12 protein-coding genes are annotated in these 13,360 nt (G+C 71.1%); 5 read left to right on the top strand and 7 right to left on the bottom strand.

Annotated elements, in window-relative coordinates; genetic code table 11:
* Positions 1–47 precede the first annotated feature (47 nt).
* A complete protein-coding gene (gene grpE / locus V3T34_RS18495) occupies positions 48–644 on the bottom strand; it encodes a nucleotide exchange factor GrpE (protein WP_060849226.1) in 597 nt (198 codons plus the stop codon).
* A gap of 59 nt (positions 645–703) precedes the next feature.
* Positions 704–3,544, bottom strand: a complete 2,841-nt coding sequence (locus V3T34_RS18490; protein WP_060846085.1) for a [protein-PII] uridylyltransferase — start codon at positions 3,542–3,544, stop codon at positions 704–706.
* 252 nt (positions 3,545–3,796) lie between these two features.
* Here V3T34_RS18490 and V3T34_RS18485 point away from each other — a divergent pair, with 252 nt between their 5' ends.
* The 4 genes from V3T34_RS18485 (at position 3,797) to V3T34_RS18470 (ending at position 7,030) form a co-directional block, all read left to right on the top strand.
* Positions 3,797–4,768, top strand: coding sequence for an aliphatic sulfonate ABC transporter substrate-binding protein (locus tag V3T34_RS18485; RefSeq protein WP_305078461.1), 972 nt, complete (start codon positions 3,797–3,799; stop codon positions 4,766–4,768).
* A gap of 3 nt (positions 4,769–4,771) precedes the next feature.
* Positions 4,772–5,605, top strand: a complete 834-nt coding sequence (locus tag V3T34_RS18480) for an ABC transporter permease (protein WP_407942728.1) — start codon at positions 4,772–4,774, stop codon at positions 5,603–5,605.
* A gap of 15 nt (positions 5,606–5,620) precedes the next feature.
* Complete coding sequence (locus V3T34_RS18475; RefSeq protein WP_060846082.1) at positions 5,621–6,403, top strand: ABC transporter ATP-binding protein; 783 nt, start codon at positions 5,621–5,623, stop codon at positions 6,401–6,403.
* Between the two features lie 117 nt (positions 6,404–6,520).
* A complete protein-coding gene (locus tag V3T34_RS18470; RefSeq protein ID WP_305078460.1) occupies positions 6,521–7,030 on the top strand; it encodes an OsmC family protein in 510 nt (169 codons plus the stop codon).
* A 110-nt stretch (positions 7,031–7,140) separates the two neighbouring features.
* Here the strand turns inward: V3T34_RS18470 and pnp are convergent, their stop codons facing one another.
* Both pnp and rpsO read right to left on the bottom strand, forming a co-directional pair.
* Positions 7,141–9,309, bottom strand: a complete 2,169-nt coding sequence (gene pnp / locus V3T34_RS18465; RefSeq protein ID WP_060846080.1) for a polyribonucleotide nucleotidyltransferase — start codon at positions 9,307–9,309, stop codon at positions 7,141–7,143.
* Positions 9,310–9,555: 246 nt separating this feature from the next.
* On the bottom strand, positions 9,556–9,825 hold the full coding sequence (gene rpsO / locus V3T34_RS18460; RefSeq protein ID WP_048427462.1) for a 30S ribosomal protein S15: 270 nt from the start codon (positions 9,823–9,825) through the stop codon (positions 9,556–9,558).
* 319 nt (positions 9,826–10,144) lie between these two features.
* Here rpsO and V3T34_RS18455 point away from each other — a divergent pair, with 319 nt between their 5' ends.
* Positions 10,145–10,687, top strand: coding sequence for a DUF892 family protein (locus tag V3T34_RS18455; RefSeq protein WP_305078459.1), 543 nt, complete (start codon positions 10,145–10,147; stop codon positions 10,685–10,687).
* 193 nt (positions 10,688–10,880) lie between these two features.
* On the opposite strand, the gene xth is transcribed toward V3T34_RS18455, so the two are convergent.
* The 3 genes from xth to V3T34_RS18440 all read right to left on the bottom strand — a co-directional run.
* Positions 10,881–11,690 (bottom strand): exodeoxyribonuclease III, encoded by an 810-nt coding sequence (xth, locus tag V3T34_RS18450; RefSeq protein WP_305078458.1) that lies wholly within the window; start codon positions 11,688–11,690, stop codon positions 10,881–10,883.
* Positions 11,691–11,710: 20 nt separating this feature from the next.
* Positions 11,711–12,667 carry an outer-membrane lipoprotein carrier protein LolA gene (locus V3T34_RS18445; RefSeq protein WP_305078457.1) on the bottom strand — a complete coding sequence of 319 codons (957 nt, stop codon included), beginning with the start codon at positions 12,665–12,667 and terminating at the stop codon, positions 11,711–11,713.
* Positions 12,668–12,821: 154 nt separating this feature from the next.
* Positions 12,822–13,360: DNA translocase FtsK (locus V3T34_RS18440; RefSeq protein ID WP_305078456.1), on the bottom strand; the 539-nt coding region annotated here is incomplete at its 5' end.

Here is a 13,360-nt window from a genome sequence, read left to right as displayed (position 1 = left end):
GCGGGGCGCCTGCCGGCGCCCCGCATGTCGGTTGGGCCGTGAGGCCCTTACGCCTCGGCGGGCTTCGCCTCGGCCTTCGGGCCGCCCTTGGCGACGCCGACGAGGGCCGGGCGCAGCACGCGCTCGCCGATGACGTAGCCCGACTGCACCACCTGCACGACCGTGCCGGAGGTGACGTCGGGGTTCGGCACCTCGAACATCGCCTGGTGCAGGTTGGGATCGAAGCGCTGGCCTTGCGGGTCGACCCGCTTCACGCCGTGGCGCTCCAGGGTCTTGAGCAGGTCGCGCTCGGTCAGCTCGATCCCGTCGACGAGCGCCTTGAGCGCGCCCTCGGCGGTCTCGCGGGCCTCGGCCGGCACGCTCTCGAGGGCGCGGCGGACGTTGTCGGCGGCGTTGAGCATGTCGCGGGCGAAGTTCGTCACCGCGTAGGTGCGGGCGTCGGCCACCTCGCGCTCGGTGCGCCGGCGCAGGTTCTCCATGTCGGCCAGCGTGCGCAGGAGCTTGTCCTTGAGGTCGAGCTTCTCGGCCTCGAGGGTCGCCAGCGCGTCGCCCTTCGGGGCGGCCTCCGGCGCGGAGGCGGGAGCGCCCTCGGCAGCCTCGGGCTCGTGCGCCCGCGCGGCGTTCTCCGTGTCGTTCGGCGTCATCGTCATTCCGGAAAAGGGATCTGGGAGTGACCCCGATATCAGGTGGACGGCCCCCGAAATCAAGCTTCGCCGGACGCGGGCGCCGCCCGGTTGGGCTCGTCCTTAAGAGAGGCCTTGGTCCCGGACCGGCGGCCACGGTCGCCGCGGGGCAGGTCGGCCTCGAACACCGCCATCACCGCCCGGCGGATCGTCGCCTGCCGGTCGGGCTGGGTCACCTTCGTGCCGGTGAGGTCGGTGACGTAGAACACGTCGACCGCCCGCTCGCCGAAGGTCGCGACATGGGCCGAGGTGATGTTGAGGTTGAGCCGGCCGAGCGCCGAGGTGAGATCGAACAGGAGGCCCGGCCGGTCGAGGCCGGAAATCTCCAGGACGGTCTCGCGGGCCGAGAGCGCGTTGTCGATCGACAGGTCGGGGGCGACCTGGAAGGTGCGCGGCCGGTCCTTGACCGGGTGCTTGTCGGCGACGAGGTCGGCGATGCGGATCTCGCCCTTCAGCGCCCGCTCGATCGCGGTGGCGATGCGGCCGGTCCGGCGCATCTCGTCCTCGTCGCGCTCGAAGGCCCGCGACAGGGTGATGGTGTCGAGGACGAAGCCGTCGGCGGTGGTGAAGATCTGCGCGTCGACGATGTTGCCGCCGGACGCCGCGCAGGCGCCGGTCAGGATCGCGAGCAGCCGGGGGTGGTCGGGGGAGTAGACGCAGAGCTCGGTCACGCCGCGCGACGGATCGGTCTCGAAGGCGGTGGCGACGGTGTTGCCGGCCTCGGCGGCCGCGCGGATGAAGCGGGCGTTCTTGAGCTGGCGCCCGGCATCGACCTTGAGCCAGTAATGCGGGTAGTGGCGCGCGGCGTAGGCGTCGAACTCTTCCGCCGACCAGTCGCCGAGCTGCTCGCGCAGGCGCATCTGGATCAGCCGGACGCGATCGGTGCGCGGGATCTCCGAGCGGCCGCCCGAGAGCACCATCTCGGTCTCGTAGTACAGGGTGCGCAAGAGCGTCGCCTTCCAGGCGGTCCAGGTCCCGGGGCCGACCGCCTTGATGTCGGCGATGGTGATGACCAGGAGCAGCTTCAGCCGCTCCAGGCTCTGCACCACGCTGGCGAAGGTCTCGATGGTCTTCGGGTCGGACAGGTCGCGGCTCTGGGCCGTCATCGACATCAGGAGGTGATGCTCGACGAGCCAGGCGACGGTGCTGGTCTCGGCCGCGTCGAGCCCGAGGCGCGGCCCGAGCTTGCGGGCCACCGCCGCGCCGGCGATCGAGTGGTCCTCCTTCCGGCCCTTGGCGATGTCGTGCAGGAACATCGCCACGTAGAGGGCGCGGCGGTTCTGGATCGTGCCGACGATGCGGTGGGCCAGCGGATGCTCGTCCTCCAGCTCCCCGGCCTCGATCTTCGCCAGCACGCCCAGCGAGCGGATCAGGTGTTCGTCCACCGTGAAGTGGTGGTACATGTTGAACTGCATCATCGCGACGATGCGGCCGAAATCCGGCACGAAGCGCCCGAGCACCCCGGTCTCGTTCATGTGCCGCAGCACCGTCTCGGGGGCGTTCTGCGAGGTCAGCAGTTCCAGAAAGAGCCGGTTGGCCTCCGGGTCGACCCGCACCATCGGGCCGAGGAGCGCGAGCGAGCGCGTCGCCAGCCGGCTGGCATCGGGATGGATCGCGAGGTCGTGCCGGTCGGAGAGCCAGAACAGCCGGATCAGGTTGACCGGATCGCGCTCGAAGGCGGCGTCGTCGCGGACGTCGAGCCGGCCGGTATGGATGCGGAAATCGTCCGCCTCCAGGTCGGGGGCACGGAAATGCTGCTTGAAGCGGCGCAGCCATCGGTCGAGCACCGGCGGGCGCTTGGCGTGGCGCGCCTCCATCTCGGCGCAGACGATGGCGGTGAGGTCGCCGACGTCCTTGGCGATGAGGAAGTAGGCCTTCATGAACCGCTCGACCGCGGCGAGGCCGCCCCGCGCCCCGTAATCCAGCCGCTCGGCGATGCGCGGCTGCAGACCGAAGCCCAGCCGCTCCTCGGAGCGCCCGGTGACGAAGTGCATGTGGCAGCGCACCCGCCACAGGAACTCGTCGCAGCGCTCGAACAGCCGAAACTCCTCGGCCGTGAACAGGCCGGCCTCGACCAGGTCCTCGGCCCGCTTCACCCGGAAGGTGTACTTGGCGATCCAGAACAGGGTGTTGAGGTCGCGAAGCCCGCCCTTGCCGTCCTTGACGTTGGGCTCGACGAGGTAGCGCGAGGCGCCGCTCTTCTGAACGCGGGCGTCGCGCTCCTTCAGCTTGGCCTCGACGAACTCCGCCGCCGTGCCCTGCACCACCTCGCGGTCGAAGCGGGTCTCGAGCTCGTCGAACAGCGCGCGGTCGCCGAACAGGAAGCGCGATTCGAGGAGCGCCGTGCGGATCGTCATGTCGCCGCGGCCCTCGCGCAGGCAGTCGGCGACCGAGCGGGTGGCGTGGCCGACCTTCAGCTTGAGGTCCCACAGCACGTAGAGCATCGCCTCGACGACGCTCTCGCTCCAGGCGGTCTGCTTGTAGGGCAGGAGGAACAGGAGATCGATGTCGGAGCCCGGCGCCAGCAGGCCGCGGCCGTAGCCGCCGGTCGCCACCACGGCGATCTGCTCGGCGGCGGTCGGGTTGTCGGCCCGGTAGAGCCGCTTGACCACCGCGTCGTAGATCGCCCGGATCACCGCATCCATCTGGGCGCAGATCAGCCCGGCGCAGGCATGGCCGTCGCGGTCGGCGAGCAGGCGCCGCTCGGCCTCGGCCCGGCCGGCCTCGATGATGCGGCGCAGTTCCGGCACCAGCCGCTCGCGCAGGCGGGTCGGGTCGCTGAGCGACTGGTCGATGCCGGCCAGCATCGCGCGCAGGGCGGCCTCGGTGTCGGACGGGTCGATGACGGTGGTGTCGGGCATGGCAGCCGGGTTCGGGCGAGGGGGAGGCGGGGACTGGGAGACGGGGACCGGGAGGCGCGGCCGGATCCCGTCGCGTCCCCGCCTGTTTCGCATCCCGGCCCGCCGAAAGCCAACGCTTCCGCAGGGGGCGGCCGGGCGTTCGCTCCGAAAGGCTAATCCGCTTCACCGGCCGGATCGTTTGACACTCCGAACGACGCGCCCTAGCTTCCCGGCCGGTCGCCGGTGAAGGCGCGGCCAGCCAGGGAGAGACGGATGCGCATCCACCGCCGCGCGTTGATCGGGGCCGCCCTCGGAAGCTTCTGCCTCGCCGCAGGCGCGCCGGCCCGCGCGCAGGCCGCCAAGGAGGTGCGCCTCGATTGGGCGACCTACAACCCCGTCAGCCTCGTCCTGAAGGACAAGGGCCTCCTGGAGAAGGCGCTGGCGCCGCAAGGGATCACGGTGCGCTGGGTCCAGTCCCTCGGCTCCAACAAGGCGCTCGAGTTCCTCAACGCCGGCTCGATCGATTTCGGCTCGACCGCCGGCGCCGCCGCCCTGCTGGCGCGGATCAACGGCAACCCGATCAAGGCGGTCTACGCCTTCTCGCGGCCGGAATGGACCGCGCTGGTGACCCGGCCGGAGACCGGCATCAAGGCGGTCAAGGACCTCAAGGGCCGCCGCGTCGCCGTCACCCGCGGCACCGACCCGCACATCTTCCTGATCCGGGCGCTACGCGGCGCCGGCCTGACCGAGCGCGACGTGAAGCTGGTGCTGCTCCAGCATCCGGACGGGCGCACCGCGCTCGACCGCGGCGACGTCGATGCCTGGGCGGGCCTCGACCCGATCATGGCGGCGGCCGAGATCGAGAACGGCGACGTGCTGTTCCACCGCGACGCGGCGGCCAACACCTGGGGCGTGCTCAACGTCCGCGAGGACTTCGCCAAGCAGAACCCGGACCTGACCCGCACGGTGCTGGGTGCCTACGAGGAGGCGCGCAAGCTCGCCCTCGCGGACCCGCAGGAGCTCAAGCGCATCCTGACCGCGGCGACGAAGCTGCCCGAGCCGGTGGTGGCGCGCCAGCTCGAACGCACCGACCTGTCGCAGCCGGCGATCGGCAAGCTCCAGGCCGAGACGATCCTGGATGCCGGCACCGCGCTCCTCGATGCCGGGGTGATCCCCGCCGGCACCGATGTCGGCGCCGCGGTCCAGGCGCTGATCGACCCGCGCTTCGGGCCGGTCGCGCCGTAACCCATGGAAGCGAGCTCCTTGCCCGTGGCGGCCGCACCCGCCGTCCCCGCCGCGCGGCGTCCGTTGCGCCTGCCCGGCGGCCGGATGCTCGTCGGCCTCGTCCTGCCGGTCGGCCTCGCCCTCGGCTGGGAGGCGGCGGTGCGGGCGGGGTGGGCGCAAGGGCGGCTGGTGCCGCCGCCGAGCCGGGTGCTCGCCACCCTGTGGGGGCTTGCCGCGAGCGGCGAGCTCTGGACCCACGTGCTGGCCAGCCTGACCCGCGTCGCGGCCGGGTTCGGATTCGGCGCGCTCGCCGGGATCCTCGTCGGGGCGCTCACCGGCACCTTGCCGCCGGTGCGCCGGCTGATCGATCCGAGCTTGCAGGCGCTCAGGGCGATCCCGTCGATCGCCTGGGTGCCGCTGTTCATCCTGTGGTTCGGCATCTTCGAGGCCTCGAAGATCACCCTCATCGCGGTCGGCGTGTTCTTTCCGGTCTATCTCGGGGTGGCCGGCGCCATCGCGGGGGTCGACCGCAAGCTCGTCGAGGTGGGGCGGGTGTTCCGGCTCTCGAGGCTCGCGCTCGCCCGGCGCATCCTGCTGCCGGCGGTGCTGCCCGCGACCCTGGTGGCCCTGCGGACCGGGCTGGGCCTCGGCTTCATGTTCGTGGCGGCGGCCGAGCTGCTCGGCGCCTCGGAGGGCCTCGGCTACCTCCTCCTCGACGGCCAGCAGCTCGGCAAGCCCGACCAGATCGTCGCGGCGATCCTGGCCTTCGCGGCGCTGGGCAAGCTGTGCGACGCGGTGCTGGTCGGCCTGACGCAGCCGCTCGCCCGCTGGCAGGACACCGCCCGGGAGTCGCTGTGAGATGCTGAGGCTCGCATGCTGATCCTGGACCACCTGTCGAAGACCTATGCCGACGGCACGCGGGCGCTCGCCGACATCTCGCTCACCGTTCGGGCCGGCGAGATCGTGGCGCTGATCGGCGGCTCGGGATGCGGCAAGACCACGTTGCTGCGCCTGATCGCCGGGCTCGACCGGGCGAGCGCCGGGGGCATCCACCTCGACGGGGAGGGGATCGCGGGCCCGCATCCGGGCGTCGGCATCGTCTTCCAGGAGCCGCGGCTGCTGCCCTGGCTCAGCGTCGCCGACAACGTGGCCTTCGGCCTCGCCGCCCTGCCCCGGGCCGAGCGCCGAGCCCGGGTGGCGCACGCCCTCGAGCGCGTCGGCCTCGCCGAGCATGCCGGGCGCTGGCCCCGCGATCTCTCGGGCGGCCAGCAGCAGCGGGTCGCGATCGCCCGCGCCTTCGTGGCCGCCCCGAAGGTGCTGCTCCTCGACGAGCCGTTCTCGGCCCTCGACGCCCTGACCCGGGCCGGGCTGCACCGCCACCTGCTGGCCCTGTGGGAGGAGAGCCGGCCGACCGTGCTCCTCGTCACCCACGACGTCGCCGAGGCGGTGGCGCTGGCCGACCGGGCCGTGGTGTTGCGCCCCAAGCCCGGCCGGATCGACGACACGATCCCGCTGCCCCTGAGCCGCCCGCGCCAGCCGTCCTCGCCCGGCAGCGAGGCCGCCGCCCGCACGATCCTGGCAAGCCTCGACCGCTCGCTGCGCCCGGAGGGCGCGGCCGACCGGGCGAAGCCCGACGCCTCCGCGCTGTGGTGGTGAGCCCCGGGGGACGAGCCGGCCGGTCGATCCGCCTTTGGTCGTGAGTCCCGTCCCCTGGCGAGCGGCCGGGACGGGGTGCTAAGCCGTTCGCCCATAACCCCGGGAGGACGACACGCCATGGACGCCACCGAACTGCGCTCGCTCCAGGCCCCGATCAAGGACCGCTACCGCAGCGATCCGGACGCGGCCGTGATCACCCTGAAGGCGCAAGGCTCCCTCGACGACGGCGGCATCGCCTGCAAGGTCGAGACCGGCCGGGCGCTGGCGGTGGCCGGCCTCCACCCGGCGAGCGGCGGCTCGGGCGCCGAGCTGTGCTCCGGCGACATGCTGCTCGAGGCCCTGGTCGCCTGCGCGGGCGTGACCCTGAAGGCGGTGGCGACCGCGCTGGAGATCCCGCTGCGCAAGGGGCTGGTCAAGGCCGAGGGCGACCTCGACTTCCGCGGCACGCTCGGCGTCGACAAGGGCGCCCCCGTGGGCTTCCGGGCGATCCGGCTGACCTTCGAGGTCGACGCGGACGCGCCGCAGGAGAAGCTCGACCAGCTCCTGAAGCTCACCGAGCGCTACTGCGTGGTCTTCCAGACCATCAACCAGAAGCCGCAGCTCGACGTGGTCATGACGCGGGCCTGACGCCCCCGGGGACCCGCTCGCCCCGCCCACGAAAAAAGCGCGGCCCCGAGGGACCGCGCTTTCCGCAAGCGAGGGCGGGACCCGCGAGGGCCCCGCCGATGGTCAGGCGATCACTCGCCGCGCGGCTGACGCTCGCGCGAGCGGTCGGCGTCGCGCTGGGCCTTCAGCTTCTCGGTGAGGTCCTCGCCGGTCTCCTGGTCGACGACCTTCATCGACAGGCGGATCTTGCCGCGATCGTCCTGGCCGAGGAACTTCACCTTCACCTTGTCGCCCTCCTTCACCACGTCGGTGACCTTGGCGACGCGCTGGGCGGCGAGCTCGGAGATGTGGACGAGGCCGTCCTTGGCGCCGAAGAAGTTGACGAAGGCGCCGAACTCCATCGTCTTCACGACGGTGCCCTCGTAGATCATGCCGACCTCGGCCTCGGCCACGATCGAGCGGATCCAGTTGTAGGCCGCCTTGATCGCCTTGCCGTCGGCCGAGGCGATCTTGATGATGCCGGTGTCCTGGATGTCGATCTTGGCGCCGGTCTTCTCGACGATCTCGCGGATCACCTTGCCGCCGGTGCCGATCACTTCGCGGATCTTGTCGGTCGGGATCTGCATCGTCTCGATGCGCGGCGCGTGCTCGCCGAGCTCGGGACGGGCGGCGGTGAGCGCCGTCGCCATCGCGTCGAGGATGGTGCTGCGACCGTCCTTGGCCTGGGCCAGGGCCACCCGCATGATCTCCTCGGTGATGCCGGCGATCTTGATGTCCATCTGGAGCGAGGTGATGCCCTCCTCCGTGCCGGCCACCTTGAAGTCCATGTCGCCGAGGTGATCCTCGTCGCCCAGGATGTCGGACAGCACCGCGTAGCGCTCACCCTCGAGGATGAGGCCCATGGCGATGCCGGCCACCGGACGGCGCAGGGGCACGCCGGCATCCATCAGCGACAGCGAGGCGCCGCAGACCGAGGCCATCGAGGACGAGCCGTTCGACTCGGTGATCTCCGACACGACGCGGATCGTGTAGGGGAACTCGTGGGCGGCCGGCAGGACCGGGTGCACGGCGCGCCAGGCGAGCTTGCCGTGGCCGATCTCGCGGCGGCCCGGCGAGCCCATGCGGCCGGTCTCGCCCACCGAATAGGGCGGGAAGTTGTAGTGAAGGAGGAACGTCTCCTTGTAGGTGCCCGAGAGCGCGTCGATGAACTGCTCGTCGTCGCCGGTGCCCAGCGTCGCCACGACCAGCGCCTGGGTCTCGCCGCGGGTGAACAGCGCCGAGCCGTGGGTGCGGGGCAGCACGCCGACCTCGGAGACGATCGGACGCACGGTCTTCACGTCGCGGCCGTCGATGCGCGAGCCGGTGTCGAGGATGTTCCAGCGGACCACCTTCGACTGGGCCTCCTTGAAGGCGGCCTTGACCTTCTCGGCCTCGAAGCGGGCCTCGCCCTCGGCCGGAGCCAGGGCGGCCATCACCTTCGCCTTCACGGCGTCGACGGCGGCGTAGCGCTCCTGCTTGACGGTCTTCTTGTAGGCCTCGCGCAGATCGGTCTCGCAGACCTCGAGCACGGCCTTCTCGACCTCGGAATTGTCCGCGGGCTGGAAGTTGCGCGGCTCCTTGGCGGCCTTCTCGGCCAGGCGGACGATCGCCTCGATGACCGGCTGGAAGTGCTTGTGGCCGAACATCACGGCCCCGAGCATCACGTCCTCGGGCAGCTCCTTCGCCTCGGACTCGACCATCAGCACGGCGTCCTGGGTGCCGGCGACGACGAGGTCGAGGGTCGAGCCCTCCATCTCCTGGATGGGCGGGTTGAGCTTGTACTGGCCGCCGACATAGCCGACGCGCGCCGCGCCGATCGGGCCCATGAACGGCACGCCCGACAGCGTCAGGGCCGCGGAGGCCGCCACCATGGCGAGGATGTCGGGATCGGTCTCGAGGTCGTGCGAGAGCACCGTGACGACGACCTGGGTGTCGTTGCGCCAGCCCTCGACGAAGAGGGGGCGGATCGGCCGGTCGATCAGGCGGGAGACCAGGGTCTCCTTCTCGGAGGGACGGCCCTCGCGCTTGAAGTAGCCGCCCGGGATGCGGCCGGCGGCGTAGGTGCGCTCCTGGTAGTTCACCGTGAGCGGCAGGAAGTCGATGCCGGGCTTCGGCTCCTTCATCGACACCACGGTGGCGAGCACCGAGGTCTCGCCGTAGGTGGCGATCACGGCGCCGTCGGCCTGGCGGGCGACCTTGCCGGTCTCGAGCACGAGCTTGCGCCCGCCCCACAGCAGCTCTTCGCGTTGAACGTCGAACATCTTGTCATGCCTTCCTGCGGTCCGGGAGGGCGACGCCAGCGCAAGACGGCGAGGGGCTCATGCGATGAGCCACCGGCGATCCTGCCCTGGCGGTCGCGGCCCGCATCTCGACGTGCGGGTCCCGGAATAAGGGCGGCCGGACCCATTCCGGCCCACCCGGGACGAGGAAACCTCCTCCAATGGAGAAGTTCGGCTTCCTCGCAAAAACGCGGCCCGGACCGGTGCCCGAACCGCGTGAGATCCACCTTAGCGGCGGATGCCGAGGCGCTCGATGAGGGCGCGGTAGCGAGCCTCGTCCTTGCGCTTCAGGTAGTCGAGGAGCGACCGGCGCTGCGAGACCAGCTTGAGCAGGCCGCGGCGCGAGTGGTTGTCCTTGGTGTGGGTCTTGAAGTGCCCGGTGAGGTTCTGGATCCGCTCGGTGAGGATCGCGACCTGCACTTCCGGCGAGCCGGTGTCGGTCCCGCCGCGGGCGTGTTCCTTGATGAGCGCGGTCTTGCGCTCCGCCGTGATCGACATCGCGTGTCCTTTCGGTGTTACGGGTTCACGAGGTGCGCGGGCTCCGCGAGGAGGCCGCCTTTCGCACGGGGCTCGGCCGGGCCGGGATGTCGTCCAGCGCGGTCTGCCAAGGCGAAAAACCTCGCCGTGTGCGGGCGAGGGTGGCGCAGCCTATACACGATCCGCCGGTCCTTGCCACTCCCCCGGGTTCCGTGGGCGGTCCACTCCCCACGCGCGGTTTCGTCACGCCCTCATCCGGGGGTGTGGGAACGGCCGAGCTCGAACCCGAATACCCCCGAGCAGTTTGCCCGCCGTTCCCTACGCCCCGAGAGGATGCGCCATGACCACGACCGCCGCCCACACCGCTGCCGAGACCGACGAGACCGTGCAGGCGATCTACGTCACGGCCCTGCGCAACACCCACGCCCTGGAGAAGCAGGCGGCGCAGATGATCCAGCGCCAGATCGAGCGCTACGAGAGCTATCCCGAGCTGACCCAGGCGCTGCGGCTGCACAAGAGCGAGACCGACCAGCAGGTCACCCGCCTCGCCGACCTGCTTCACGGCCACGGCGAGGACCGCTCGCTCCTGAAGGACGTGGTGACCCAGACGGTCGGCAACGTCGCGGCGCTCGTCCACAGCGTGACCGGCGACGAGGTGCTGAAGAACCTCTACACCGACTACTCGGTCGAGACCTACGAGATCGCCGCCTACACCTCGCTGATCGCGCTCGCCGAGGAAGCGGGGCACGGCCGGGACATCGAGATCCTGCGCCTGTCGCTCAAGGAGGAAGAGCGGATGGCCGAGGCGGTGTTTGCCCAGATCGTGCCGGTGACGAAGGCGTTCGTCGCCCGGGAGACCAAGGGCGAGAAGGCGGATCGGTAGGGCGGATCGCGCTAGAGCGCTTCACGATCGCGTTGCAATCGCGAAGCCCTCTGAGTCATTGTTTTGTCGCGGATTTTCGGCGCCGAACCGGTAATCACTTCGGCGAAATCTGCTTGGGCCGCCAGCGGCGCGTTGCATCTGGCGGCCTCGCCTCCTGACGATAGCAGTTCGAAGGCGGGCTCCCGTCGAGCCTCTACAGCTCCAGTTCCACCGTCACCGGCACATGGTCCGACGGCTTCTCCCAGGCCCGGGTGTGCCGCGCCACCGTCACCGACTTCACCGTCTCGGCGAGGTCCGGGGTGACCCAGATGTGGTCGAGGCGCCGGCCCTTGTCGGCGGCGGCCCAGTCGGGGGAGCGGTAGCTCCACCAGGTGTAGATCTTCTCCGGCGGCGGGCGCAGGTGGCGCATCGTGTCGACCCAGCCGGCTTCGCCCCGCAGGGATTCCAGGCGCTCGGTCTCGATCGGGGTGTGGCTCACCACGTCGAGGAGCTGCTTGTGGGACCAGACGTCGTGCTCGAGCGGCGCCACGTTGAGGTCGCCGACGAGGATCGCCGGGCCGGCGGGGCGCCGGCCGCCCCAGGCGCGCAGCTCGTCCATGAAGGCGAGCTTGTGGGCGAACTTGTCGTTGAGCTTCACGTCCGGCACGTCGCCGCCGGCCGGGACGTAGAAATCGTGGATCGCGATGCCGGCGGCCGCACCCGCCTCGGGCCCGAGCACCGCCGAGATGTGGCGGGCGTCCTGGCGCTCGCAGAAGCTCATCACCTCGCGGGTGACGAGCGGCAGGCGCGAGAGGATCGCGACGCCGTTATAGCCCTTCTGCCCGGCGAAGACGACGTGCAGGTAGCCGAAGCCCTGCAGCTCCTTGAGCGGGAAGCGGTCGTCCGGGCACTTGGTCTCCTGCAGGCAGAGCACGTCGGGCTTCGCCTCGTCGAGGAAGCGGCGCACGAGATCGATGCGCAGGCGGACCGAGTTGATGTTCCAGGTGCTGACGGTGAGGCGCAACGGTCGAGTCTCGCGAGAAATCAGTTCGGGCGGGCCTGCTGCATCTTGGCTTCCAGCTCCTTGTCGACCGCCCGGCCGTAATTGATGACGAACAGCATGCCGTCGACGGCGCGGCCGCGCTGGAGGTTGGAGAGCAGCACGGTGGTCTGGTAGCCCTGCGGGTCGGTGATCCGCCACTGGCTCAGGGTCTTCATCGCATCGTCGAAGTAGAGCGCGATGCGGGAGGTGCCCCCCAGCGTCGAGCGGTCGTCGAGCACGATGCGGATCCCGCCGGGCTCGGCCGCCACGTCGGTGACGGTGAGGTCGCGGGCGAGGTCGATCTTGTCGCGCAAGAGGAATTTCAGCGGCGTCTGCGAGATGAAGTAGAGGTCCTGGGTCGCGAGCTTGCGGTCCCGCACCGCCACCGAGGTGCCGTCGGCGATCACCTCGAGCGTCGAGGGCTGGTCGTAGTCGAAGCGCAGGCGGCCGGGCTTGGCCAGGGTGAGCTTGCCGCCGATCTTGCGCCCGTCGGCGCCGATCTGGACGAAGTTGCCGGTGAGCGTCGTGACGCCGTTGAAATAGGCGTTGGCGCGCTCGATCACCGCGGCCGGGTTGCCGGGATCGACGGCGGTGGCCGGAGTCACGGCGGCGACCTGCGCCGGCGCGGCGACCGGCACCGCGGCGGTCTCGACCGGCTCGGGCGCGGCGCCCTTGCCGCCGCCGAGCGAGGCCGGCCGGCGCGGCGGCAGCGGCGCCCTGGCGGAGGAGCCGGACGCCTGACCGCTTGCTTGACCGCTTCCTTGGCCGGCCGTCGGGGCCTGGCCCGGCGCGGCGTCCGGCTGCGGCGCCTCGGCGGCCGGGTCCTTGCGGCCGAACAGGCCGTCGAGGAACGACGACACCTGCGCCTCGGCGGGGGCCACGCTCAGCAGGGCGGCAACCGAGAGGGCGGCGCCGAGGGACGCCGCGCGGAGCGGGCCGGAGCGGGGACGGCCGGTCATCGGCAGGATTCTCCGTGTGGGCGGACGGGGAGGGACCGGGGCAGGCCGGCACGGGGATGCCGGTGCCCCGCCCACCCGGGAAGCGGGTGTGCCACGAGGGGGCGGTCTCGCCATAGAGCCGTCCCCTGTGGCGAATATGCGACGGCGGGACCGCTCACGCCTCGTCCGACCCGGGTTGCGGGGCGGGCTCGATCAGGATCTCGCGCTTGCCGGCATGGTTGGCGGGGCCGACGATGCCCTCGCGCTCCATCCGCTCCATCAGCGAGGCGGCGCGGTTGTAGCCGATCTGCAGGCGGCGCTGGATGTAGCTCGTCGACGCCTTCTTGTCCCGCAGCACCACCGCCACCGCCTGGTCGTAGAGGTCGGCGGTGGGATCGCCGAAGCTGCCCTGGTCCATGACCGGGGTGTCCTGCGCGGCGGCGGCCGCGGCCTCCTCGGCCTCCTCGTCGGCGGTGACCGCCTCGAGGTACGAGGGCCGGCCCTGGCGCTTCAAGTGCGCCACCACCTGCTCGACCTCGTCGTCCGAGCAGAACGGGCCGTGCACGCGGGTCGTGCGCCCGCCGCCGGCCATGAACAGCATGTCGCCCTGGCCCAGCAGCTGCTCGGCGCCCATCTCGCCCAGGATCGTGCGCGAATCGATCTTGCTCGTCACCTGGAAGGAGATCCGGGTCGGGAAGTTCGCCTTGATCGTGC

The sequence above is a fragment of the Methylobacterium ajmalii genome (assembly GCF_036448855.1).
Lineage (GTDB): Bacteria > Pseudomonadota > Alphaproteobacteria > Rhizobiales > Beijerinckiaceae > Methylobacterium > Methylobacterium ajmalii.
The sequence above is the reverse complement of the archived record's forward strand: the minus strand, read 5'-3'. Positions and strand labels throughout refer to the sequence as shown.

What these genes read in the sequence shown, in the direction of transcription:
- grpE (WP_060849226.1), bottom strand. Translation starts at nt 644, where the DNA reads ATGACGCCGAACGACACGGAGAACGCCGCGCGGGCGCACGAGCCCGAG.
- rpsO (WP_048427462.1), bottom strand. Translation starts at nt 9,825, where the DNA reads ATGTCGATCACGGCGGAGCGCAAGACCGCGCTCATCAAGGAACACGCC.
- V3T34_RS18455 (WP_305078459.1), top strand. Translation starts at nt 10,145, where the DNA reads ATGACCACGACCGCCGCCCACACCGCTGCCGAGACCGACGAGACCGTG.
- V3T34_RS18470 (WP_305078460.1), top strand. Translation starts at nt 6,521, where the DNA reads ATGGACGCCACCGAACTGCGCTCGCTCCAGGCCCCGATCAAGGACCGC.
- V3T34_RS18480 (WP_407942728.1), top strand. Translation starts at nt 4,772, where the DNA reads ATGGAAGCGAGCTCCTTGCCCGTGGCGGCCGCACCCGCCGTCCCCGCC.
- V3T34_RS18445 (WP_305078457.1), bottom strand. Translation starts at nt 12,667, where the DNA reads ATGACCGGCCGTCCCCGCTCCGGCCCGCTCCGCGCGGCGTCCCTCGGC.
- V3T34_RS18485 (WP_305078461.1), top strand. Translation starts at nt 3,797, where the DNA reads ATGCGCATCCACCGCCGCGCGTTGATCGGGGCCGCCCTCGGAAGCTTC.
- V3T34_RS18475 (WP_060846082.1), top strand. Translation starts at nt 5,621, where the DNA reads ATGCTGATCCTGGACCACCTGTCGAAGACCTATGCCGACGGCACGCGG.
- V3T34_RS18490 (WP_060846085.1), bottom strand. Translation starts at nt 3,544, where the DNA reads ATGCCCGACACCACCGTCATCGACCCGTCCGACACCGAGGCCGCCCTG.
- pnp (WP_060846080.1), bottom strand. Translation starts at nt 9,309, where the DNA reads ATGTTCGACGTTCAACGCGAAGAGCTGCTGTGGGGCGGGCGCAAGCTC.